Raw genomic sequence first — 21,487 nt, forward strand, 5'->3', positions numbered from 1 at the left:
TATGCGTAAGCGGCAGATCACCCGGGGGAGTGAGCCCGCGACATACATGACTATCCCGGCAAACCAGGACACTTGTCTTGCGTCACAACGGGCACCTGATGACACATGAGGCGGATTCGGACACGCCCCCACCAAAAAAGTTGGGGAACCTCCGGAACGATTCGGGGTCGCCGGACGTATTGATACGTGGCCCTACTGCTGTGACAGTTGAGAGCAGCTTAGGCCAAGGCCTGTGCGCGTGTCCGGCGAATGAGAAGGTAGGCGCTCCTGTCGCCATGCCCGCTCCGACGCGGTCGTGCCCGCTTCCGTCGCCATGCCGTGACATGGGCTCCCTCTGAACGCTCATGAGTACGGATTAGGCTGCCCTCTATGTCGAAGAAGCGCTCGGGCGGCGGTCTGTCGCCCACGCAGCAGGCCGCGAAGTTCCTCGGTGTCAGTGTTCTCGCGGGAGCGGTGATGGCCGGCATCGCGCTGCCCGCGGCCGGCGCGCTGGGGCTCGCGGCCAAGGGGTCGGTGGAGAGTTTCGACGAACTCCCGACGAACCTGAAGACCCCACCGCTGAGCCAGCGCACCACGATCCTCGACAGCGAGGGCGGCACCATCGCCACGGTGTACTCGCGCGACCGCACGGTGGTGGACCTCAAGAACATCTCGCCGTACATGCAGAAGGCGATCGTCGCGATCGAGGACTCGCGCTTCTACCAGCACGGCGCGGTCGATCTGAAGGGCGTCCTGCGCGCGCTCAACAAGAACGCCCAGAGCGGCGGTGTCTCCCAGGGCGCCTCCACGCTGACGCAGCAGCTCGTGAAGAACGTCGCGGTGGAGGAGGCCGGTGACGACCCGACGAAGGTCGCCGAGGCCACCCAGCAGACCATCGGCCGCAAGATCCGCGAGCTGAAGTACGCGATCCAGCTCGAAGAGGAACTCGGCAAGAAGAAGATCCTCGAGAACTACCTCAACATCACGTTCTTCGGCCAGCAGGCCTACGGCGTCGAGGCCGCCTCCCAGCGTTACTTCTCCACGCACGCCAAGAACCTCAACCTCGAGCAGTCGGCCCTGCTCGCGGGCATCGTCCAGTCCCCGAGCCGCTACGACCCCGTCAACGACGAGGCCGAGGCGACCAAGCGGCGCAACACCGTGCTCCAGCGCATGGCCGAGGTCGGTGACGTCTCCCAGGCGGACGCCGACAAGGCCAAGGAGCAGCCGCTGGGCCTCAAGGTCAGCAAGCCCAAGAACGGCTGCATCACGGCGGTCAAGGGCGCGGGCTTCTTCTGCGACTACGTCCGCGAGGTCTTCCTGACCGATCCGGTCTTCGGCAAGACCAAGGAGGCGCGGGCCAAGGTCTGGAACCAGGGCGGTCTGACGATCAAGACCACGATGGACCCGCAGGCCCAGAAGTCGGCGCAGAAGTCCATCAAGGAGCACGTCTACCAGGACGACGACGTGGCCACCGCCGCGACCATCGTCCAGCCCGGCACCGGCAAGATCCTGGCGATGGGCCAGTCGCGGCCGTACGGCATCAACAACAAGAAGAACGAGACGACGCTCAACCTCTCGGTCAACGCAGCGATGGGCGGCGGGGCCGGCTACCAGCCCGGTTCGACGTTCAAGCCGATCGTGGCCGCGGCCGCCATCGAGGGCGGCATGCCTGCGACGAAGATGTACCCCTCGCCGTACAAGATGGACTACCCGGCCCCGGTCCAGGCGTGCAACGGCAAGATCTGGAACGAGAAGGGCGTCCCGGTCACCAACGAGAACACCTCCGAGGTCGGCCCGTACGACATGAAGACCGCGACCGCGAAGTCGGTCAACACCTACTACGTGTCGATGATCAGCGACATCGGCATCTGCCCGGTGACGGAGATGGCCGCGAAGATGGGCGTGGCGCGCGCCGACGGCGGCAAGATGCAGCAGGCCCCGTCGATCGCCCTGGGCACGCAGGAGATGTCCCCGCTGACGATGGCGAACGCGTACGCGACCTTCGCCTCACGCGGTATGTACTGCACCCCGGTCGCCATCGAGTCGATCACCCAGCGGGTCGGCGAGCAGTCGAAGTCCCTCCAGGTGCCGAAGTCGACCTGCTCGCGGGCGATGTCGGAGAACACCGCGGACACGATCAACACGCTCCTCAAGGGCGTGGTCGAGGACGGCACCGGTTCGGAGGCGGGCCTCGGCGGCGGCCGTCCCAGCGCCGGCAAGACGGGTACGACCGACGAGCGCTACGCGGCCTGGTTCGTGGGCTACACGCCGAACATGGCCGGCGCGGTCTGGGTCGGCGACCCCGCGCACAAGCGCAAGATGCAGAACATCACCATCGGCGGCGTGTACAACCAAAAGGTGTTCGGTGGCAAGGTCCCCGGCCCGATCTGGCGCGACATGATGAGCGGCGCGCTGGAGGGCAAGGATGCCCCCAACTTCAACCTCGTCTACATCCCGGACCCGCCGAAGGAAAAGGACGACGGCGACGGCAACGACGACGGTGACAACCGCGGGAATGACAACGGCGGCAACGACAACGGTGGGAACAACGGCGGAGACGACGGCAACACCACCTTCCCGACGCCGACCTTCTCCATCCCGGAGAACTTCATCCAGGGCACGAGCAACGGGAACGGCAACGGGGGCGGGCGCGGCTGACGCCCGGAGGCGTACACACAGATGAGAGCCCGGTCCCGCTGAATGCGCGGGACCGGGCTCTCGTACGACTGCCAGGTGACTGCCAGGTGGCAGTCTCAGCCGGCCAGGAGCTTCTTCACGACCGCGGCGACGCGGCCACCCTCGGCCAGGCCGGCCACCTTCGGGTTCACGATCTTCATGACGGCGCCCATGGCCCGGGGCCCCTCGGCGCCCGCCGCCCTGGCCTCCTCGACCGCCTGGCCGACGATGTCGTTCAGTTCCTCGTCGCTGAGCTGCTTGGGCAGATACCCGGCGAGGACCTCGCCCTCCGCCTTCTCCCGCTCGGCGGACTCGGCGCGACCACCCTGGGCGAAGGCGTCCGCAGCCTCGCGGCGCTTCTTCGCCTCCTTGGTGATCACCTTCAGGACCTCGTCGTCGGAGAGCTCGCGCTTCGTCTTGCCCGCGACCTCCTCCTTGGTGATCGCGGCGAGCGTCAGCCGGAGCGTCGAGGAGCGGAGCTCGTCGCGCTCCTTCACGGCGGCGGTGAGGTCTTCCTGCAGCTTCGACTTGAGCGTGGTCATGCGTGTGATTGTCGCAGGTGCGGGGTGGGGGGTGCCCGCGCATTTACGGGGTGGTGGGCGCCCGGCTCTAGGGGACAGCGGGCGTCCGGTCAAGGATGCCTTCGTGATCTGACACGATGGAGGCATGCGCGCGCGATACGGAGTTCCCTTGGGGATCGCGGCGGTTGGCGCCGCCGGTCTCGTCTACTCGGCTGGTTTTGAAGCCCGTTCCTTCCGGCTGCGACGAGTGACGGTCCCCGTCCTGCCGCCCGGCATGCGCCCGTTGCGGGTGCTCCAGGTCTCCGACATCCACATGGTGAGCGGCCAGCGCAAGAAGCAGCGCTGGCTGCGCTCACTGGCGGGCCTGCGCCCGGACTTCGTGATCAACACGGGCGACAACCTGTCGGACCCGGAGGGCGTGCCCGAGGTCCTGGACGCGCTGGGCCCGCTGATGGAGTTCCCGGGCGCGTACGTCTTCGGCTCCAACGACTACTACGGCCCCAAATTCCGTAACCCCGCCCGCTACCTGTACGAGAAGGCCCAGGGCCGCCACGGCCTGAACGGCAACGCGCCCGCCGTGGGGGTCGTCCACAACCCGTGGGAGGACCTGCGGGACGGTTTCGAGGCGGCGGGCTGGCAGAACCTCACGAACACGCGCGGCATGCTGAAGGTCGAGGGCGTGTCGGTGGAGCTGACGGGCCTGGACGACCCGCACATCAAGCGGGACCGCTACGCGGAGGTGGCCGGCGGCCCGTCGGGCGCGGCCGACTTCTCCATGGGCGTCGTACACGCCCCGTATCTCCGCGCCCTGGACGCCTTCACGGCCGACAACTACCCGCTGATCCTCGCCGGCCACACTCACGGCGGCCAGATCTGCCTCCCCTTCTACGGCGCCTTCGTCACCAACTGCGACCTGGACACGGACCGCGTGAAGGGCCTGTCCACGCATGAGGCGGAGGGCCGCAGGTCGTACCTGCACGTGTCGGCGGGGTGCGGGGCGAACCGTTATACGCCGGTGCGGTTCGCGTGCCCGCCCGAGGTGACGCTGCTGACGCTGGTGGGCCGGGAGTAGGGGCCGGCCGCCGTACGACTGGGGCTGTGCCGGGAGATTAACCCGCATGGTCCGCCCGTATCGCCCCTTTTGCCGGTTTTGCCTAACGTGAGGGCATGACCGCGCCGATACCGAGGGACATGCCGGATCTCCCCGCTGTCCCGGGCATGCCCGCATTCCTGCGCTCCCCCGTCCCCGCCACGGCGGTGGTGGCTCCCGTACGCCACCCCGTGGCCGCCGTCTACCGCGTACTGGTGGCCCTGACGGCCGCGGCGGCCGTGACCATCGAGCTGCTCCTGAGCAGCCCGATCCGTACGCTGAGCCATTTCTCGGTCCAGAGCACGATCCTGTTGGCGATGGTGCTCCTGCTGTCGGCCCGCAGGGCGTGGACCGCCCGCCGCCCGCTGCCGTCATCCGTGACAGGCGCGGCCCTCCTCTACATCACGATCACGGCCTTGGTGTACCACCTGCTGCTGGCGAACGCGGCGAGCCCCTTCCTCCTGACCGGCGCGGCGGCGAACCCGACGGGCTGGCACGCGGTGACCACCCACCTCCTGAACACGGTGATCCCCGCGGCGGCACTGGCGGACTGGCTCCTGCTGACGGCCCCCGGCCGCCTGCACCTGCGCCAGGCGGCGTCGTGGCTGCTGTACCCCTTGGCGTACCTGCTCTTCTCCTTCACCCGAGGCGAACTGATCCCTCCGGGCACGGGCGGCCGCTACCTCTACCCCTTCCTGGACGTGGACCTCCACGGCTACAAGAACGTCCTCGGCAACGCCCTCCTCCTCGGCCTCTCCTTCTACGCCCTCGCGATCCTCCTGATCGCCCTCGACCACGCCCGCCCGAACCCCATCCGCCACCGCGGCAAAACCGGATTTCGTCTGAAGCCACCGGTGGGCTAAAGTAAACGACGTCGCCGCGACGAGCAGCGACGATCGGGGTGTAGCGCAGCTTGGCAGCGCGCTTCGTTCGGGACGAAGAGGTCGTGGGTTCAAATCCCGCCACCCCGACAGCTAAAACGCAGGTCAGGCCCGGTGCTGATACGTCAGCACCGGGCCTGCCTCGATCTCCAGGGGCTCTCTGGAGAAATCCTGGAGAAGATCTTGGAATCTTTCTCCGGATCGGCGCCCGTCAGCGAGCTTTCAGCAACGCATCCAGAACAGCCACGGGCGAGCCGGGACTCATGGTCCGGCGCGCGTCCAACGCTTCCTGCCACATCCCGGTGAGCGCACTCATCAGCGCCTGCCGCATCCCTGGCGTGATGTGGTCATAGCGCGACTGGACGGAGCCGTCCTCGTGCCCCATGCGTTCATCCATCAGCTTTGGCGGGGTCCCCACCTCCCTCATCAGGGTCTTGTGCGTGTGGCGCAAGCCGTGCGGAGTAAGCCCCGGAGCGATCGGCACCCAGCACACCTCCGCCCGCTTCGTGGCTCCTCGCCCGCGCGCCGGAATGCCAGGCCACGGCTCAGCAACCGCAGGCACTGGCCGCTCTTCCTGACTGCCTCGCCCGGGATACCGCCCTGTCGCGGCCGGTCGAAGGAGCCACGTGGCGAAACCGGAACGCCGCCAGTGAGCAGCCAACTCCCCCGATGCGGCGTTGCGGATGTACCCGAGATCACGGACGGCATCCAGCACCTTCAGGCGAGTCGACTCCGCCACGGCATCCGGTCGGTTGAGGACATTGGAAACGGTGCCGGTCGATACACCGGAACGACGCGCCACGTCGACTAGCTTCGCCCCCGGGCGGCTTACGGACCCGTTGGCGGTTCCATGGCCACGGAAGACGTAGGCCAGTCCGTGGCACTCGCAGGGCTTCGGTCTCGTCCGGGCGATGTGCCTGGCAAGCAGCGCGGCGAGGAAATCCGGAGTGTCGATGTCGCGGTAGGAGTCGTCCTTTGGCGGGCAACGGTGCAGTTCGCCTGTATCCAGTTCGTAGAGCTGCCACTCCACGCGGATGCTCTTCGGTCGGACGAACTCGGGCTCAAGGCCAACGATCTCGCCCCAGCGCATGCCGGTGTAGCCCGTGACGATGCCGGCGACGAACTCGTCGTCACGGCCGGACAGGAGTGCCATTCTCTCGGCGAGCAGCAGGATGCCGAGTGCGGTCGTTACAGCCTTCTCCGGGCCACGGTTACGTGAGCGGCCAGCGCGCTTTCCTCGTCCACGGCGCTTTGTTGCCGGGTTGGAGTCGCGCAGCCCCTCGTCAACAGCGTCGGCCAGGATCAGGTGCAGCGTCGCCCGCCATGTCTTGACGCTGGATGCCGCGTAGGGCACTGCGCGTTCCTGCTTCTCCCAAGCGGCAATGTCGGTGCTCAGGATGTCGGCAACGGCGGAGTCCTCGAATGCTGGAAGCAAATGCTCTTCGATGTGCCGCCGGTAGTTCTGCATGGTGGATGCTGCCAAGTCTTGTGCCGCATACCAGCGGTTGACGTACTCACCGAAGGTGATCCGTTCGCGTGGTGCCTTCTTCGTTCCAGCCAGAAGCTTCGCTTCTTCGGCGTCAGCCGCCTTTTTTGCCGCAGCCTTGGTCCGGAAGCGGATGGCATCGCCATTGGCATCGCGGACAGTGGCGTACTTGCCCGGCGCGAGCTTGTAGCGACCGCGCCAGTAGCTGCCGAGACTCTCGGCATAACCCACCTTGTTCTCCGGGCCATCTGGCGAGCCATCGCCAGCGACGCTGGCGCCACCCCTGTGCTCGTCTACCTCGCAGCCAGTCACGAGGAGCTATGGGCAAGGATCAGCAAGCGCAACGACTTCCACGCGAACGATCCCAACTCGATCTACTTCTCTGAGAGCGACCTCCAGCGGTACCGCACCCGGTTCATCCCCCCTCAGGAGGACGAACCACACCTGTTGTACCGCGGCGACCCTGCGGGTCTGTTCGCGCTCTTGGATGCCTCCCGCTCCTGACGAAGGCTGGTCGCAGGCGGCTGGCTCGCGCAAAGGCGCCAATGGTGATAGTGCCGGTCCGCGACTGTGCACAGCCGCACCACCTGCAGTCATGAACCGGCCATCATGGTGGTCATGGATGAGGGACTGGCGGCGCTGTTGGCAGGTGCTGGAGCGCTAATCGGCGCGCTAGTGGGGGCTGTGGCCTCGTTTCGAGGCGCGAGGATCGGAGCAGAGAGAGCACTTGAGGCAGTGCTGGCTCAGGTTCAGCAACAGGCGCTCGCCGAACATGCACATTGGGCCCGAGAGCACCGAAAGACTGCCTGGATACAAGCCTTGGATGAGGCTGCTAATGCGGTCGGAGCGCTCGAAGAGATGGCAAGTCGCTGTCGCCGTGGCGAGGGCATACCGGGGGACCTTGTGGAGCGGGTGCGCAACGCAAACACTGTGCTGTCGCGTGGCGCCATCCATCTAAACGTCTGGGGCCCGGAAGCAGGCGCGGCAGCTTGCGTCACGCTGCACTCGAAGACCCAGCACCAGTTCAGGGCTGTCCTTGACTGGGCACGCGCCGTCGCGTCATCTGGTGACACCGAAGCCGCAGCACGCGCCTACGAAGATGCCAACGCTGCGCGACTCGACGCGTACACGACTCTTCTGTACCTCGCCAGGGCAGCGCTGCGAGATGGCATGGCAACCAGCACCTAGCTGCGCGCATCCAGGGCGGCGGCCGTGGTGGAGGTGGCTTGTTCGCAGCATATGGACGTTGTGGCACCGATCAACAGTCGCCAGTCGAACCATACTTGTGCGGTACCGGAGGTGTAGTCCGGAGGAGCGCAATTTCCACACGTCATTCTCAGGTCAGTCATGGATCTGCAACCGTGCAGCATCAAATTGCTCTGCCCCCCGCACTTCGTGGGCACCCCACAAACTGAGTTGCAAGTCCGGCCTTGCATTGGCCAAGTAGGAAATATCGACGAAGGCAAGTTGTCCAGGCGCCCAACTCAAGGTCAGCTTCTCCAGTTGAGGGAGAGGAGTGACAATTTCTTTCAACTGTTCCGTACCGAAGAAGGCGGGGAGAATGAAGCCAAGCGTGAGTTCTTTCAAGCTATTGAAATTCGCGAGTCCTCTGATCACACCTTCTGCCTGGTCGCGCGCTGTAACGCGAAGTGATTCGATGGACGGCCATTCTCCGAGGCGTTCCAGCGAACCTATGGGGGAGTCGAGTGAAATGTCCAGCCTCCTCAGCCCCGTGAACCTCGACCTGATAGATTCCACTCCGAAGTACCCCTTCAAGCTAAGCTCAAGGACATTTGGGAGCGGAGGGAACCGCTCTAGTGATAGTGGTTCCAAATTGTTCCTGATGCTCAGATAGTGCAGTTTCCGGAGACTGAAAAGATCGCGGAAATCGGAGAGAGGGAGAGCGTCGAGGTACAACGCCGATAGGTCGGGACATGCATCAACGATTGACCCGAGGTCCGTGACCTCGGGACATTGCGCGACCGACAATATCTGCAACGCCTCAAAGTGTGACAGTGTGTCACATTCTGCCGGGTCTTCGTCTCGAAGAATGTTGACGGCAATGAGGTCCCGAGGCAGCTCCGGTATCATTTCATTGATCGCGCCGTTGCCAACGCACGTCACTGTACGAAGCGACGGAATTTTCCGGCAGGCGCCTGCCTGTTCGACAGTTGTCACGACCGGGAGAATTGTGCTCCGTGCTAGTACGAGTTCCGCGAAGTCGGATGCGTCGAACCGTGCCCATGCGCCAACGACCTCTTGCCTAACTGTATGCCGATCGTCTGATGCATACTTGGCGATGGTTCTTAGTGCAGTGCTCCCGCCAACTAGTGAGACAGCGCGAACAGTGGCGCAAGCCTGTTCTTCAGTCAATCCCGTCGGGTCAGGCAACAATTCGAGCAGCACTGGCCCTACTTGGGCAAGCCTTTCGGCTTCATCGAAAGTTCTTGGGGGCAGAAGTCTGCCCGCTTTCTCTTCGACCAGCTTCTCCAAGCTTGGGTCCAGCTCTGGAGAATGTTCAAGGCATACAAAGGCGAGAATGTAAAGCCGGTGTCGCGATTCAGGCTCCCTGTCGCCACGCTCGATGAGGCCTGTGAGCAGGCGAGCCCGCTCCTTGGGTCTGCAATGAGCGACCGCCATCCGGATGACGTCCTCCCATTGGTCATTGTGCGCCTGCTGAACCAAGTACGGGATGTCCTCATTCTCCACCGCGGCGCGTGCTCCAAGATAGTCCTGAAATGTGCGATGAAGAAATTCAATGGTCTCAGTGGTTGGCTCGCGGAGCATCCCAGATCGCGTGACAAGGTGATCGAATACCTGTTTCGGGGTCCAGCTTGCGCCCGCCCCTTGCCGAACGGCGGGCATGTGTGAGACGGCATCCTGAACCATCCGCATGGCGGTTTCTTTTTCGACCTCAGCAAGCCCGTTCCTGATGAGCCAGTATGCAAGTTTCTGTAGCAGTAGTATCTGATCGTCTTCATCAAGCGCGACGCCTTCCGGTGACCCAATCAGCCTCTGATCATCCCGCTCCACGAGGAGCATTCTGAGTGCGGCGTCATAGAGCGCCTTCCGTCCGCGAGGTAGCCTGCCCCGCTTGTCACGGTGGAGAGCACAAACAAGTGCACACATCAACGGGTTGGTTGTCAGGCGCGCAATATCTTGTTTCGTATCGATCGTCTCAAGTAGTTTTACCGAAAAAGTCTCAAGTTCTTCCCTAGCCTCATCGGTCTCGCACTGGCTTTTAGCGGCTTCATGCCAACGTTGGACGAATACATGCACGTCCTGGGGGCGCATGGGGCTGAGCGCAAGCTCGATGAATCCGGAACCATCCAACCATCCCTCCGGAATAGAGGATGGGCGGGCAGTTACTATGCATCGAGTCTGCGGGAATGCTTTAAGTAGATTCTGCAGCCAATCTCTCGTACGGATGCGGAAGCTCTCATTTACCTCATCCACTCCATCGATGAGCAGCAGACCGCGACCCTGTTCCAACACTCGATTTGCCCAGCCTGCTGGTTGTGCGCCAGCCTGCATATTGTCGACTGCGTGTAGGAAATGGTCAGGAGTTGGCAGGCGGTTAGCTCCATCCCGGGCCAGGGTCCTCAGAGGCAATACGAAAGGAACAAAGATGTTGAGTTCGGCAAGTTCGTCCGTGAAGGTCTGGCGGGATGCAGTTGATGCCATCCAGTGAATCAGGGTGGTCTTCCCTGACCCTGCCACCCCACGCATTAGGACCCTTTGGCGGCCGGCTAGGGCACGTTCAACTCGTTCCGGAAGGCCGGTGGATCCCTCCCCCTCCGCAATCTGCGATGCGACATCTTCTGCATGAACGCGATAATAGCGGCCAGCTCGAATGGTTTCCAGGCTGAGATATGCGGTATCGAGTGGCCACGCGGCACGTGAATTGGCGAGGTCGATACCGAAGATGGTGAGTTCGTCATAGCGGCGAACTATTTCTTCCGCGTATTGTTTCTCGAATGATCTATCGACGGATTTCGGGTCGGGTAGGCGTTCGAGCAGCGACAAGAGCGCCTTGTCTTGCGCTTGCAGCATGCCTACGGTTTCTATCTGTGTGCGCGCGGCAAATTCTGGACGACTTGAGAAGAAATCCAAGATGTGGAGGCAGCAGATATCGACGACTGTGTCGTATAGATGGGTGAAGTTTTCTGATAGTTCGCGTCGCGCTCCGGGCTTTGCTTCTTTCAGTTTGCGGGCGAGTCCATCATGTCGCAGGCTCACCGCTTGAATGTCATTCATATCCAGCTCCCCCAAGCTGAGGAGCGTATCGAAGACCGCCTCAGCTAGCGGCTCAGGATTGGCCTTAAGGGAATATAGCTCTGGATCAGAGTCGAGGATTTCCTCGATTAGCTTGTCGACTAGTCTTCTGACGTCCGCAGGGGTGATTTTTGCTTGTCTCCCACCCCAAGCGACTCTTCGGGCAAGCGGTGTGCCACCGGATGTCAGCGCAGCGCCGGGAGTATGTGAAACAAGGATTTTTCGCACGAGCGGGGCTGCTGCTAACGAGGCGGCTCTAGCTCCCAGCGAAGTGAAGACAGGCTCCATGGCGTCCCCCTACACGACGAAAGTGTCTCCTGGTACCAGTACAGCAGCGCCACTGAGGTCGCGCACCCACTTGGTGAATTCCCGAGCGCGTCTGATGTCCGGCGAGCGTGCTTGCAGTCCTGCACTGCCACGGCAGGGTGGGCACACCGACGACTGCCGGTCCGCGAGCGTGCCTGCATCACTGGGTCGCCGGCCTGGCACACCCTCGGCGGGCATTTCAGCGACGCGCAAGTCTTCTGGAGCTCAGTGAGCGCCGGCGTTCTCGGCGGCTACGAACAGCGCGGTCTCTGCCCGCACGTTGAGCGGCACGCGTGAGCGAGCCTTGGAGAATTTCTGGAGATGATCTTGCGTCGGGATCCCTGAAGCTCCAAACGAGACCGATGCTCCCCGATGCCCTGACCTGCACATTTGACCTAGAGCACAGATAGACGATCTTCCAGGGCCTAATTCGGGACGAAGAGGTCGTGGGTTCAAATCCCGCCACCCCGACGCTGGTCAGAGGCCCATTCGCTTGATCGCGAATGGGCCTCTTTCATGCCCGGGGGCCCCAAACAGGGGGCCAAACGAATCCGGTCAGGCCACCGCGTCGCCCTCTCCTTCCTCCCCCGCATCCTCCTCTTCCTGATCTTCGGCGAAGATGTCATCCATCGCTTCGGCGCCCTCCGTGATGACCGGCCGGAGCTGCTTGCGGTAGACCGCTTCTGTGGTCGCCTGACTGCTGTGACCGACCAAGAGCGCGATGCGTTCCAGCGGATGCCATGGTCGGAGAGCAGGGACACGAAGCTGTGCCGGAGCTCCCGCGGGGTCCACTCAGGCTTCAGCCCGGCCTACTTCACGATGGCCTTGAAGTCTCGCCGGACGTTGGCCGCGTCGAGCGGTTCGCCGCTCCTGGTCGTGAAGACACGGCCGGTCGGGCTCCACTCCATCCCCCGCGATGCCCGCTCCTGCTTCTGCCATCGCATGTGCTCTTCGAGGACGTCGACCACCTGCTTCGGTAGAGCAATGGTCCGGCGGCTCTTTCTGGTCTTGGTCTCACCGTGCTTACGGACCGAGCGCCACACCGCGACGTGTGGCGGGGCCGTGATGGAGGCGATACGGGTGCCCCGCGTCGGTCCTGGCCGGCCGCCGCGTGCGGCCCGATCACGTCCTGGGCGACAAGGGCTACGGCTCAAAAGCGATCCGGGCCTGGCTGCGGCGCCGGGGCATCACGCACACCATCCCGGAACGGGCCGACCAGATCCGAAACCGGACCCGGCGCGGCAGCCTCGGTGGACGTCCTCCAACAGTCGATCGCGAAATCTACGAGCAGCGCAACGTCGTGGAAGGTTGCTTCAACCGTTTGAAGCAATGGCGCGGCATCGCGACCCGCTACGACGAAACCGCTGATTCCTACCAGGCGGCCGTCACCCTCGCCTCGCTACTGATGTGGGCGTGACTCTTCGACGACAACTCCTAACAGCCCGCCTCAATACCGCTGTTCACGTACGAGTCGATGCTGATCGAATAACCGGCACCGGTGGTGAGGTCCGGGCGGCTCCCATGGCCGTCTTCCGCGAGAAGTTCGGCGGTGAGGAAGACGATCCGCAGGCTCATTGCCTCTCTGACAAAGCACAGGTCGTCGGGCGAGGCTTCAGGGTCTGGGCTCCATCCGCCCTGTAGCGTCGCCGTCCGGTAATGCGCGGCCACTTCGGCCCGTGTGCCGGGAAAGGCGTATGTCCGCTCGGCGTACACGATGACATCGCCGCTGTCCGCCCAGCAGCCGGCGTCGACCTTTTCGAAGCCCCGGGCGACGGTGGCCTCGTCGGGCCGGGAGTCAAGGATGTCGAGCGCCGCCATCTCCTCCACCCGGGGGGCGGTCCCCTCGCAGTCCTGGGCGAGATCCAGCAGCGCGCAACCGGTGAGCGTCGCGGCCATAAACGCGGTCGCCAGGAGAAGGGATATCGGGCGGGTGATACCTGTTCGTAAGGACAAAGGGGGCTCCAGGGTGTGGGCCAGAGCAGCGGGCGGGCGACTGCCAGACAAAAGAGTTAGCTGTGCTGGCTCCGGAGCGGTCACGGCCCGGTTCTACCAGAAGCCGCCACCCTCGCATCACTTCTGACGTGAGCGGCACTTTGACGACACTCCCTAGCGGCCCCGCCGCACGACAGCCTCGGTCTTCTCAACCCAGTCGAGGTACCAGTCAGCGAATCCGACCTGCTCGAGGGGACTGAACCGCCCGTCGCCTGGACGCTCGTCGAGCCACACTTGGCCGCGCTGTGGGCCAGACACGATCAACCAGTGGAAGTAGCCGCACCCTTCGTGGCTGAGGCACACAGCGCCGGACAAGAACCAGTCGGACAGCTTCTCGTCCTCCGCAAGCCAGGCCCGGTACGCCGCGTCGAAGGCTGCTTCGTCCTCGAAGTGGGACTCGACGGGCTCCTTGCGCTCATGCTCGGCCTGCGCACGCACGGTCTCTTCCACATCCGGGAAGGGGAAGCGCAGTCGCTCGTGGACGGTCCCGCCGCCGGGGTCACTCCACAGCCACCCGGCATCTGTGCGGGACAGGGTCGTGAGTCCATAGAAGGGTCCGGCACCGCCGGCGCCGACTTCGAGGAGGAAGGCCCGGTAGTCCTCAGGCAGCGAGACACCCCACTGAGCCTCTGCCTCGGCGACACTCGCCTCCGAGAGCGGATCAGCAAGCCGGAAGTGGTGCCCCGTTCCCACGGACTTGCCCCACGCTCCAAAGACCTCCCGCGCCTTGTCAGCACGGGCCAGAATCTCCACCCGCTCTCGGACACCGCGCCAAATCATCGCCCCCATGAACCGAAGCGTAGGCCAACGGATCTACGCCAGGCGGGCGCACAGCCAAGCCGAGACAAGCGCGGTGTTCAAGCAGCAACCGGTTACAACTTTCTCTACTGGTTCAGATGCCCGGGCAAGCGCGGGCTGGCCCTGAGTGGAAACCTAGACGGGCAAGCCACGGTCAGACAGCCTCCGGCGGGGGATCGGCCGGGACCGGGGCGGAGGGGCGCCGTTCGATGCTGCGAGTCCGTAGTGGCGTGCGCAGGGAGCTTCCGCCCCGACCGCCATCGACCCAGTGGTGGGTGAAGGCGGGTGGCGAAGCTACGGCGGAGACGGGGAACCGTCATGGGAGCTTCTTCATCGCCCTCAGTCCGACCGAGTGAGCAAGGACCGCCACCGCGAAGCTGACAAGCACCGCGACCGTGTGTGCGTGGCGTGGGATCAGCTGCGTCGTCATTTCAAGAGCTGGCGGGTTGGCGAAGAAGAAGCCGGTGGTGGCGGCCAGGATGGCTCCAGCCTCGTCCTTGGTCCACCGCATGTTCGGCTTGTAGGCACTTGTCACCAGATGGTTGTATCGGGCGCCGGTAGGCTGTGCAAGACCGGTCCGACGCGCCGGAGCCCTACTTCTGGTCGAGAGAAACGTCAAGCAGTCCATTGATGTCTGACATCACCGCCGTACCGGCGGTTGACGCAGGTGATCAGGCACCCATGATCGACCTGGTAAAGATGAGGCCGGAGTTCAAAGTCGAGAGCCTGCCGGCAGCCACAATCACACGCATGGATCTGCTTTCTCTGATCATCACGCTTGTAGTCGGGTTGACGGCCTCTTTCGTTGCCATCGGGCAGGCCCGCACTCAGAGGGTCCGTCAGGTGGAGGATGTCTACGTGGCTCGCTACTGGTCATTGCTGGACAGGCTGGGTCCCCGTACCCTCCGCGGCTTGGACGGGCACGATCTCAGCAAGGAGGAAGAGCTGGCCATCCGGCTGTACTTTCGCCTCAGCGAGGACCAAGCGGACCTGCGTGCCCAAAGCTGGGTTTCCGATGACACTTGGCGGGAGTGGAAGGGCGCCATCTCTTCCCAGATGAGCCGCTCGCCGTTCAACCGTCTATGGGAGGAGACCTGCGAAGACTCCGATGCGGGACGAGACTACTCGTTCGAGCACCTGCGCCAACTCTCCCGAAACGCCGACTACGACCCCAGGCCCACGAGCCCATGGCGCAGGTGGCTGCATAGGGCGTAATGGCCGGAGCCAGCGCGGTACCGCAACGGAGTACCGCGCTCACAACAACCGCCTTCGCCCGCTACCGTCTCCCCGGGGCCTTGTGGCGGCCGGTATGGCCCTCCCTGACCGATCCGGTTAGAGCTACGGATCAGAAGGGGTGTCGCTCTCCGTGGGCGTCGAGAGCATCGGTGTAGCGCTGTAGCTTCGCCCCGAGTTCCTCCTGGAGGAGGCTTGCCGCTTGGCGGGCCTCCTCCAGATCGCCGGCCGCGCAGAGTTCGACGAGTTCGGCTACGTCGGCCGAGAGGATCCTGAGGGTGTCACCCTGGACCAGGACTCCAGGAAAGCGACGGCCAGGCAGGCGCACCACAGCGTCGTTGCCGGCATCGGTGAACAGCTCGGCTTCCACTCGTTCCATCGGGTCCCCGTCTCAGTTTCTGTCTCATTCAGCTTGGTTCAGGGCCGTTCGCAGCGGACCCGAGGCCGATGCCGGTAGCACTCTCGGGCAGCTGGTGAACGCAACTGAACGACCCTGAATGACGCCACCATCCCACCACCACAGTTGGAAAGCGTGCACTCAGCGGAGTGCTCCCAACGTACTTACCGCGTGCGCCCGCATCGCTCGACTCCGCCGCCCGTGCGCCCTGCTCGGCGTCCGCTACGTGCCAGACGCTGGATGCCCGGACACGAGACGAACCAACGGGAGGGGGCCACACCGTGGGTGAGTGGAAGCAGGGGAAGTGCGGTTGGCCAACGGCGGCAGCGTCCGGTCCTCAGTGCCTTGGCCGCTTCTTCGGGGCGGTAGAGCAGCTGTTCGGCAGGTCAGGAAACCTCCTTGGCAGGGTTCCGGGGTCGGTGGCCCTCTTCGTGTCAGGTCCGCTCCTTCCGCTACAGCTCTGGTCAGAGGCATGAGCGGTGCGGTAGCGGGTGGATGCGTTTGGATGAGGGTGTGTCGAAGAGCGATGACTATGAGAGAGCCAGCACCCGTCTGACCATGTGGGGGTGTCTGGCGGGGCTGGCTCTCGCGCTGATCTGCACTCTCGGCTTCCCTCTGTTGGTTGCCGTGTCGATCTACTTCGATGGCCGCTAGACCACCCCGGGTGGCGTGCCACGAGGCGGATAGCGGATAGCCGTCCGTGAAGTGGAGTTGTCGCAACGCCTCTTGGAGCACATCGTCCGGGGAAAGACGTCTCCGGCGGTTCTCACTGAGTGGCTGAGGACTTCGCCCAGGTCGCGTCCCCCGCGCCCGGCCGAACGAGAGGCACTGTTGAACCACTGGACGGAGAACTCGTGACCAGAACCGGTGTCACCTCCTCGCCGCCGGTCCTCGCGTATGACGGGGATTGCGGTTTCTGCCAAGCAGCCGTCGACCGTATTCGAGCAGCCGCTGCACCGGCCATGGAGGCGGTGCCGTGGCAGTTCCTGCCCGAAGAATCGACCGCGCCCCATGTCGAGCGGCTGGACAGGGAAGTTCTGCTTCTGCGGGGCAGCTTGGCCGTCGCGGGCGGAGCGGAGGCGCTGGCCGGCTTCGTCGGCTCCTCGCCGTCCCGTACGTACCGCACGGCCGCAGCCGTCCTCGGTCTCCCCGGCGTCCGGACCTGCGCTCGCGCGGTGTACCGCTGGGTGTCCCGCAACCGTCACCGCATGCCCGGAAGCACGACTGCGTGTGCCGTACCGCCGCGCCCCAGTTGAAGGATCCGGCTCGTCCTCGTCGAAAGGCTCCGTTGTGCGCCGTACCCCGACCTGCGTCTTGAGCGACGCTGCTCCTCCCGACGTCAGCGACGGTCACGCCGTGGACCGCTTCGTGGAGATCGGCTCGCTCACCAAGGTCGTCACCGGCACCGCGCTGGCCCGCATGGCCACATCCGGGGTGGTCGGGCTCGACGATCCCCTCGAGCGGTGGCTTCCCGCGACTCCGAGAACCGGGATCACGCTTCTGCACCTCGCCCAGCACACGTCCGGCCTCCCACGCCTGCCACCCCGCGTCTCGCGGCGGGACCCGTACGCGACGTTCGATCGTCGTGCGGTGCACCGGTTGCTGAGCCGGCTGGACGCGATCGCCGCACGACCTCCCGGTCGACAGGAGGAGTACTCCAACCTCGGCTACGCCATCCTGGGCGAGGCACTGGCCACCGCGGCCGGCACCACCTATGAGGAGTTGGTGACCGAGTACGTCCTGCGTCCGCTGGACATAGCCGAGGTGACCGCGAACCCTGACCCGAGCAGGCGCCTGCCGGCCACGGGGCGCTTCGGGAGGTCCCGCAGGCCGTGGACCATGCACGGTGCGATCCTGCCCGCAGGGGGGCTGTGGGCCACCCCCCGCGCGGCAGCCGATCTGGTCGTACGCCTCCTGGTGGAACGCCGATTGGGGGATCCCGCGCCGTCCTGGCAGACCGCAGACACCCTGCGCTGGCACAACGGCGCGACGCGCGACGCCTCGGTCTTCGCCGGGGCGACGGACGACGGCCGATGGGTACTGATCCACCGACTCAACGGAGCACCAGAGGAAACGGACCAGGCCGGCGTCGCGCTGCTCAAGCGACGCCGAACCGCTTCCTGATGCAACGCCCATCCCGGTGGAAACTGAGGCAGCCGGGCGCCGCACGGGTCGATGTCGGGGTGCACAGGGAGGGCCGCCCGGGAGGGCCGTCTACGACCTCCCGCACGGGCCGGACCCTGCGCCGGAGCCGAACCGAAGACAGCTACTGGGGCCCTCGTTCCCGGGGCTCGTGGCCTTCCTCGTCCGTCCGAGGGGCCTCCGCGGGGATCGGGTGTGCCTGGTGGGTGCCGGTGTCGATGAGGATCTGTGCGGCAGGGGAGATGTTGTCGGGCCGGACGGCTCTGGCCATGGCGGCATGGGCGGCATCGGGTGTCGCGTGCGGTGGGATCACGAGAAGGGAGAAGTGGTCCTGGTCGCCCCGGGTGATCAGGACGGTGTTGTCACCGACCGGGAAGGAGTCGATATGGACCACCCGGCCGTCGATGACCAGACGCGTGGGAAGTTCGTCCCATGCGGTGGCGTCCAGTCCGACGCGTGTGATGGGGCCGAGGTGCCCGGTCAGCACGTGGATGAGGTCGGGCAGCTCCGCGCCGATGTCGCGGGAACGCGGCCACCACGCGCCGTCGAGATTGCCTTCCCGGGATGGTGTCGTCTCCAGGCGCAGAAGAACTGTTCCGGGTTTCGCGGCCCTGTGGATCGCGTCCGGCAGGAGCCCGGGCGCACGAGAGTGGTCGGATTCGGTCATGGTGTGTCCGCCTGTCTGCGGGATTCGGTGTCGCCACCGAACGCGGGACCTCGTCCTCTCGGTCGTCCTCTCACCGTAAGTCGTGCGGCACGCACCGGCCAGGCTCGCCGATGGTGCCGGACTCGTGTCTCTCGGCAAAAGGCCTGCTCACGAGCACGTTCCGGCTCCCGGGGCCGCCGAGCGGCGTAGAGTGAAACGAACCGGGAGTACTTCGCATACCGGCCGGCCACGTCGGGACAGGTCCGCGCCACCTGCCATCGGCCTCGGCCCGGCTGCCCATGGTCCACAGAGCTGCAAGGGGTCACCATGAAGTCACCGGAACTGCCGTCGGCCGGTCACGCGGAGGTTCGTATCGTCGCCGCGGATCCTGAGGCGGCTCGTCATGTCGCGGAGGTTCTCCGCGGTTGTTTCGCCACCACCGAGGCGCGCAGCTACCCCGCGGGCGCTGACGGCGGAACACGTCTCCAGCTCACCGTGGACACCACGCGCATCGCGGACCCGGTGCGCTCCTGGTTGTTGACCAGCCAGTCCTCCCGGGACGATCAGACACCAACGGACGACATGTGAGGCGATGCCCCTGACACTGCGCGAGCAGCAGCACTACCGTGAGGCGAACTCCAACAGTGAGGCCAGGCGCAGACGATGACGAGCGGGATCACGGAAGTCTCGGGAAGCCTGAAACAGGCTGTCCAGAGGACCACGGACACCTTCAGGCGGAACGGAAGCAGCCCTCGATGATGTACGACCAGACACGCGCCCAGCAGCCCGCGGGCCAACCCCGGGGCCGCGACGAACGCCGCGCTGCGGGTCCGGAGTCGCTGCTCCCGTCGACCGAACGGGACGCGATCGCCGTACGCCTCGGGCACGCCCTCAACACGTTCGCCGACACCCCGCTCGAGGCGCTGGAAGAGGCCGAGAGCGCCTTCGACGAAGCCACCGCCCAGCTCGTGAACGCCCTCGCGGAACGGCGGCGTGTCCTGCGCGCCGGCTGGCAGGACCAGGACCCCGACACGCAGTCCGACGAACTCCGGCACGCGCTGAGGCAGTACCGGGAGATCACCCAGCGACTGCTCCACCTCTAGGCAGCCACCACTCCGCGTCGCGGCGGGGCGCGGAGTACTGTGGAGATACCGAGGGCATGCCGCACACCGGCTTTCACGCCGGGTCGTTCTCGGCGAGAGATGAAACCCGGGCCGCCGCAGAGGCGGCCCGGAGACGGGTCCGCATCATGTCGGCGACCTTGTATCCAACCGTGCCGCATCCCGAGCCCGTCGCAGCTCCGGCCGCGCGTCTCGCCCTGAAGACCGACGGCGCATCGCGAGGGCTCCTGGACGGTGCCTGGTGGCCCCGCTCCCGGGATCTGCTGAGTGAACTGCCCCTTCTGACCGACGTGTTGGATCCCTTGTGGGGGCGCATCACGCGCGTCGCCGTCAATCCGAAGTACTGGCCGGTCATCCCCCGCCACGTTCCCGTGGACGGGCATGTCGTCAGGGTCGGCTGGTTCACCCCGGAAATCGACCCGCACAAGCTGCTGCTGCTCTCCTACGGCACCGGCCGCTGGGACCTGCTGATCATCCCGCCGGAGACCGGGGCGGAGTCGGCGGCTCGGCTGATGGCTGCCGCGTCCGACCCCGACGGCCCGCCTCTGACGGCGAGCGCGCTCATCGCCGCGGACGAGGCCCGGCACGGCGTCGCCTCGACCGAGGAACCACTGGACCCGGACGAGGCATGGGAGTACGAGGGCGGCGCCCCCGCCATCGTCACAGCCGTCCCGCGACAGCCAGGTCGGGCCGGTCTGCCCAGCCGCCTGATCGTCGGTCTGTGAGGCCGCCGCCATGAACGCCTTCCTGACGGTCGCCGCCTTCATCGTCCTCATCGCGGCTGCGGCATACGTGATCCACCGGCTCAACATCGAGCACGCCGACAGAATCGCCGTGCACCGGTACAGCGCCCCTCTGCTCCGCCGCAGCGGACGCGCCACACCGCAGCCCCCCGTGGGGCCTCGGTCCGAGTCGCCGACCGCCGGCGAACGGCGGGACCACCGCGACGGGGGGCGTGGCCGCTTCCCGCCGCGTCGCCACCGCAGCCGTACTGCTCACCACAGGTGAGCGGCAGACGACCTGCTGCGCTAGCCGAAAACCGACGTCGCCGGAGACGTCCAGAACGTCACCGTCGGCCCGTAGGAGCCGTCCTCCTCGTCGCTCACCCCGACCGTGATCTCGCGGTCGGGATAGCGCGTGGAGAGGACGCCCTGCCAGGACTCCCCCAGGGCCAGGGCGAGTTGTGGGAGTTCTTCGCCCAGGTGGTCGTCGGCTGTGAGGGGGGTGTTGCCGAACAGGGCCCAGAGTTCGACGTGGTTGGCCACCGCCTCGATGCGTTCCCGGTCGCCGTCCAGGGTCGTGAACCAGTTGTCGATGGTGTCCTGGCCGAAGCGGTCCTTGAGGAACACACAGTCCCGGTACTCGACCGTCTCGGGGCAGAACAGCCAGGCCGCGGCCAGGACGAAGCGCAGGCCGCCCTCGAAGTCGAGGTAGTTGGCCGGGGTGAGTTCCTCGTCCTTCCATTCCGCACGCCACTGGGTGAAGAACGCCGGCAGCTTCCGGTCGGACCACGACGGCCTGCTGCTGCTCATGGGATCTCCCAGGGGAACGCGGCGCGGACGTCGTTCGATGGGCGCACGAAGACTTCACCGGTCTTCGGGTTGCTCACCTTCTGTTTGGAGCGTAGCAACGGGCCCCGTGACGCAAAGAGGCACGGATCGGATGATTGCGCAAGCTTTAAACTGTCGGCGTGGAAGCAACGGAGACAGTGGAGACCGCTGACGTGACCGGATGGGAAGTCGCCGTTCTCGAGGGCGGGCCGGCGGACGGCATGCGGGTCAAGGTTGCCGATCGGCCGCGGGTGGTGCAGGTGACGTACCCCTGCCAGGCCGACGGCGCGCCGCCCGGAGTGCGGGTGGAGGGGGTCTACGTCTACCGGCTCGATCACGGGGTGCCGGACGAACCCCTGCGGTACGGATTCGACATCGCCTGCCCCTGAGGCCC

At 65.4% G+C, this 21,487-nt stretch carries 22 protein-coding genes, 1 tRNA gene and 1 pseudogene; 14 read left to right on the top strand and 10 right to left on the bottom strand.

Going from position 1 to position 21,487, the window contains the following annotated elements; all coding sequences use genetic code 11:
- The first annotated feature begins 369 nt into the window (after positions 1–369).
- Positions 370–2,637 carry a transglycosylase domain-containing protein gene (locus RNB18_RS06385; RefSeq protein WP_311713168.1) on the top strand — a complete coding sequence of 756 codons (2,268 nt, stop codon included), beginning with the start codon at positions 370–372 and terminating at the stop codon, positions 2,635–2,637.
- A 95-nt stretch (positions 2,638–2,732) separates the two neighbouring features.
- Here RNB18_RS06385 and RNB18_RS06390 read toward each other — a convergent pair whose 3' ends face one another.
- Positions 2,733–3,197: a GatB/YqeY domain-containing protein gene (locus RNB18_RS06390; protein ID WP_311713169.1), complete on the bottom strand. Its 465-nt coding sequence runs from the start codon at positions 3,195–3,197 to the stop codon at positions 2,733–2,735.
- A gap of 124 nt (positions 3,198–3,321) precedes the next feature.
- Between RNB18_RS06390 and RNB18_RS06395 the strand changes: the two genes are divergently transcribed.
- The 3 genes from RNB18_RS06395 to RNB18_RS06405 all read left to right on the top strand — a co-directional run bounded on the left by RNB18_RS06395 (position 3,322) and on the right by RNB18_RS06405 (position 5,237).
- On the top strand, positions 3,322–4,248 hold the full coding sequence (locus RNB18_RS06395; protein ID WP_311713170.1) for a metallophosphoesterase: 927 nt from the start codon (positions 3,322–3,324) through the stop codon (positions 4,246–4,248).
- 95 nt (positions 4,249–4,343) lie between these two features.
- Positions 4,344–5,129, top strand: coding sequence for a Pr6Pr family membrane protein (locus RNB18_RS06400; protein ID WP_311713171.1), 786 nt, complete (start codon positions 4,344–4,346; stop codon positions 5,127–5,129).
- Between the two features lie 34 nt (positions 5,130–5,163).
- Positions 5,164–5,237, top strand: a tRNA-Pro gene (locus tag RNB18_RS06405).
- Between the two features lie 121 nt (positions 5,238–5,358).
- On the opposite strand, the gene RNB18_RS06410 is transcribed toward RNB18_RS06405, so the two are convergent.
- Positions 5,359–6,864 (bottom strand): tyrosine-type recombinase/integrase, encoded by a 1,506-nt coding sequence (locus RNB18_RS06410; RefSeq protein WP_311713172.1) that lies wholly within the window; start codon positions 6,862–6,864, stop codon positions 5,359–5,361.
- Positions 6,865–7,251: 387 nt separating this feature from the next.
- Here RNB18_RS06410 and RNB18_RS06415 point away from each other — a divergent pair, with 387 nt between their 5' ends.
- Positions 7,252–7,821 carry a hypothetical protein gene (locus RNB18_RS06415; protein ID WP_311713173.1) on the top strand — a complete coding sequence of 190 codons (570 nt, stop codon included), beginning with the start codon at positions 7,252–7,254 and terminating at the stop codon, positions 7,819–7,821.
- A gap of 153 nt (positions 7,822–7,974) precedes the next feature.
- On the opposite strand, the gene RNB18_RS06420 is transcribed toward RNB18_RS06415, so the two are convergent.
- Positions 7,975–11,196, bottom strand: coding sequence for an NACHT domain-containing protein (locus RNB18_RS06420; RefSeq protein ID WP_311713174.1), 3,222 nt, complete (start codon positions 11,194–11,196; stop codon positions 7,975–7,977).
- A 573-nt stretch (positions 11,197–11,769) separates the two neighbouring features.
- Positions 11,770–12,272, bottom strand: a pseudogene (locus tag RNB18_RS06425) (tyrosine-type recombinase/integrase); the annotation flags it as partial.
- Positions 12,273–12,325: 53 nt separating this feature from the next.
- Here RNB18_RS06425 and RNB18_RS06430 point away from each other — a divergent pair.
- Positions 12,326–12,631 (top strand): transposase, encoded by a 306-nt coding sequence (locus RNB18_RS06430; protein WP_394817595.1) that lies wholly within the window; start codon positions 12,326–12,328, stop codon positions 12,629–12,631.
- A gap of 17 nt (positions 12,632–12,648) precedes the next feature.
- On the opposite strand, the gene RNB18_RS06435 is transcribed toward RNB18_RS06430, so the two are convergent.
- The 3 genes from RNB18_RS06435 to RNB18_RS06445 all read right to left on the bottom strand — a co-directional run bounded on the left by RNB18_RS06435 (position 12,649) and on the right by RNB18_RS06445 (position 14,539).
- Positions 12,649–13,110: a hypothetical protein gene (locus RNB18_RS06435; protein ID WP_311713175.1), complete on the bottom strand. Its 462-nt coding sequence runs from the start codon at positions 13,108–13,110 to the stop codon at positions 12,649–12,651.
- A 210-nt stretch (positions 13,111–13,320) separates the two neighbouring features.
- A complete protein-coding gene (locus tag RNB18_RS06440) occupies positions 13,321–13,959 on the bottom strand; it encodes an SMI1/KNR4 family protein (protein ID WP_311713176.1) in 639 nt (212 codons plus the stop codon).
- A 361-nt stretch (positions 13,960–14,320) separates the two neighbouring features.
- Positions 14,321–14,539 (bottom strand): hypothetical protein, encoded by a 219-nt coding sequence (locus tag RNB18_RS06445; protein WP_311713177.1) that lies wholly within the window; start codon positions 14,537–14,539, stop codon positions 14,321–14,323.
- Between the two features lie 95 nt (positions 14,540–14,634).
- Here RNB18_RS06445 and RNB18_RS06450 point away from each other — a divergent pair, with 95 nt between their 5' ends.
- A complete protein-coding gene (locus RNB18_RS06450) occupies positions 14,635–15,219 on the top strand; it encodes a hypothetical protein (protein ID WP_311713178.1) in 585 nt (194 codons plus the stop codon).
- A 130-nt stretch (positions 15,220–15,349) separates the two neighbouring features.
- Here RNB18_RS06450 and RNB18_RS06455 read toward each other — a convergent pair whose 3' ends face one another.
- A complete protein-coding gene (locus RNB18_RS06455; protein ID WP_266517058.1) occupies positions 15,350–15,616 on the bottom strand; it encodes a DUF6959 family protein in 267 nt (88 codons plus the stop codon).
- Positions 15,617–16,488: 872 nt separating this feature from the next.
- On the opposite strand from RNB18_RS06455, the gene RNB18_RS06460 reads away from it, so the two are divergent.
- Positions 16,489–16,890: a thiol-disulfide oxidoreductase DCC family protein gene (locus RNB18_RS06460; protein WP_311713179.1), complete on the top strand. Its 402-nt coding sequence runs from the start codon at positions 16,489–16,491 to the stop codon at positions 16,888–16,890.
- A gap of 100 nt (positions 16,891–16,990) precedes the next feature.
- A complete protein-coding gene (locus tag RNB18_RS06465) occupies positions 16,991–17,758 on the top strand; it encodes a serine hydrolase domain-containing protein (protein WP_311713180.1) in 768 nt (255 codons plus the stop codon).
- 142 nt (positions 17,759–17,900) lie between these two features.
- On the opposite strand, the gene RNB18_RS06470 is transcribed toward RNB18_RS06465, so the two are convergent.
- Complete coding sequence (locus tag RNB18_RS06470; RefSeq protein WP_311713181.1) at positions 17,901–18,443, bottom strand: DUF5994 family protein; 543 nt, start codon at positions 18,441–18,443, stop codon at positions 17,901–17,903.
- Positions 18,444–18,749: 306 nt separating this feature from the next.
- Between RNB18_RS06470 and RNB18_RS06475 the strand changes: the two genes are divergently transcribed.
- The 4 genes from RNB18_RS06475 (at position 18,750) to RNB18_RS06490 (ending at position 20,551) form a co-directional block, all read left to right on the top strand.
- On the top strand, positions 18,750–19,010 hold the full coding sequence (locus RNB18_RS06475) for a hypothetical protein (protein ID WP_311713182.1): 261 nt from the start codon (positions 18,750–18,752) through the stop codon (positions 19,008–19,010).
- 167 nt (positions 19,011–19,177) lie between these two features.
- Entirely contained in the window at positions 19,178–19,525 is a 348-nt protein-coding gene (locus RNB18_RS06480; protein ID WP_311713183.1) for a hypothetical protein, read from the top strand.
- Between the two features lie 56 nt (positions 19,526–19,581).
- A complete protein-coding gene (locus tag RNB18_RS06485; protein ID WP_311713184.1) occupies positions 19,582–20,268 on the top strand; it encodes a DUF5994 family protein in 687 nt (228 codons plus the stop codon).
- Between the two features lie 10 nt (positions 20,269–20,278).
- Positions 20,279–20,551, top strand: a complete 273-nt coding sequence (locus RNB18_RS06490; RefSeq protein ID WP_311713185.1) for a hypothetical protein — start codon at positions 20,279–20,281, stop codon at positions 20,549–20,551.
- Positions 20,552–20,571: 20 nt separating this feature from the next.
- Here the strand turns inward: RNB18_RS06490 and RNB18_RS06495 are convergent, their stop codons facing one another.
- On the bottom strand, positions 20,572–21,075 hold the full coding sequence (locus tag RNB18_RS06495; RefSeq protein WP_311713186.1) for a hypothetical protein: 504 nt from the start codon (positions 21,073–21,075) through the stop codon (positions 20,572–20,574).
- Positions 21,076–21,266: 191 nt separating this feature from the next.
- On the opposite strand from RNB18_RS06495, the gene RNB18_RS06500 reads away from it, so the two are divergent.
- Positions 21,267–21,482, top strand: a complete 216-nt coding sequence (locus RNB18_RS06500; protein ID WP_311713187.1) for a hypothetical protein — start codon at positions 21,267–21,269, stop codon at positions 21,480–21,482.
- Positions 21,483–21,487 lie beyond the last annotated feature (5 nt).

The organism is Streptomyces doebereineriae, from assembly GCF_031845645.1.
Classification (GTDB): Bacteria; Actinomycetota; Actinomycetes; order Streptomycetales; family Streptomycetaceae; genus Streptomyces; species Streptomyces canus.

Bases quoted from the DNA above. Each gene is read 5' to 3' on its own strand.
- RNB18_RS06385 (WP_311713168.1), top strand. From the start codon at position 370: ATGTCGAAGAAGCGCTCGGGCGGCGGTCTGTCGCCCACGCAGCAGGCC.
- RNB18_RS06390 (WP_311713169.1), bottom strand. From the start codon at position 3,197: ATGACCACGCTCAAGTCGAAGCTGCAGGAAGACCTCACCGCCGCCGTG.
- RNB18_RS06395 (WP_311713170.1), top strand. From the start codon at position 3,322: ATGCGCGCGCGATACGGAGTTCCCTTGGGGATCGCGGCGGTTGGCGCC.
- RNB18_RS06400 (WP_311713171.1), top strand. From the start codon at position 4,344: ATGACCGCGCCGATACCGAGGGACATGCCGGATCTCCCCGCTGTCCCG.
- RNB18_RS06415 (WP_311713173.1), top strand. From the start codon at position 7,252: ATGGATGAGGGACTGGCGGCGCTGTTGGCAGGTGCTGGAGCGCTAATC.
- RNB18_RS06420 (WP_311713174.1), bottom strand. From the start codon at position 11,196: ATGGAGCCTGTCTTCACTTCGCTGGGAGCTAGAGCCGCCTCGTTAGCA.
- RNB18_RS06435 (WP_311713175.1), bottom strand. From the start codon at position 13,110: ATGGCCGCGACGCTCACCGGTTGCGCGCTGCTGGATCTCGCCCAGGAC.
- RNB18_RS06450 (WP_311713178.1), top strand. From the start codon at position 14,635: ATGTCTGACATCACCGCCGTACCGGCGGTTGACGCAGGTGATCAGGCA.
- RNB18_RS06455 (WP_266517058.1), bottom strand. From the start codon at position 15,616: ATGGAACGAGTGGAAGCCGAGCTGTTCACCGATGCCGGCAACGACGCT.
- RNB18_RS06470 (WP_311713181.1), bottom strand. From the start codon at position 18,443: ATGACCGAATCCGACCACTCTCGTGCGCCCGGGCTCCTGCCGGACGCG.
- RNB18_RS06475 (WP_311713182.1), top strand. From the start codon at position 18,750: ATGAAGTCACCGGAACTGCCGTCGGCCGGTCACGCGGAGGTTCGTATC.
- RNB18_RS06480 (WP_311713183.1), top strand. From the start codon at position 19,178: ATGATGTACGACCAGACACGCGCCCAGCAGCCCGCGGGCCAACCCCGG.
- RNB18_RS06485 (WP_311713184.1), top strand. From the start codon at position 19,582: ATGCCGCACACCGGCTTTCACGCCGGGTCGTTCTCGGCGAGAGATGAA.
- RNB18_RS06490 (WP_311713185.1), top strand. From the start codon at position 20,279: ATGAACGCCTTCCTGACGGTCGCCGCCTTCATCGTCCTCATCGCGGCT.
- RNB18_RS06495 (WP_311713186.1), bottom strand. From the start codon at position 21,075: ATGAGCAGCAGCAGGCCGTCGTGGTCCGACCGGAAGCTGCCGGCGTTC.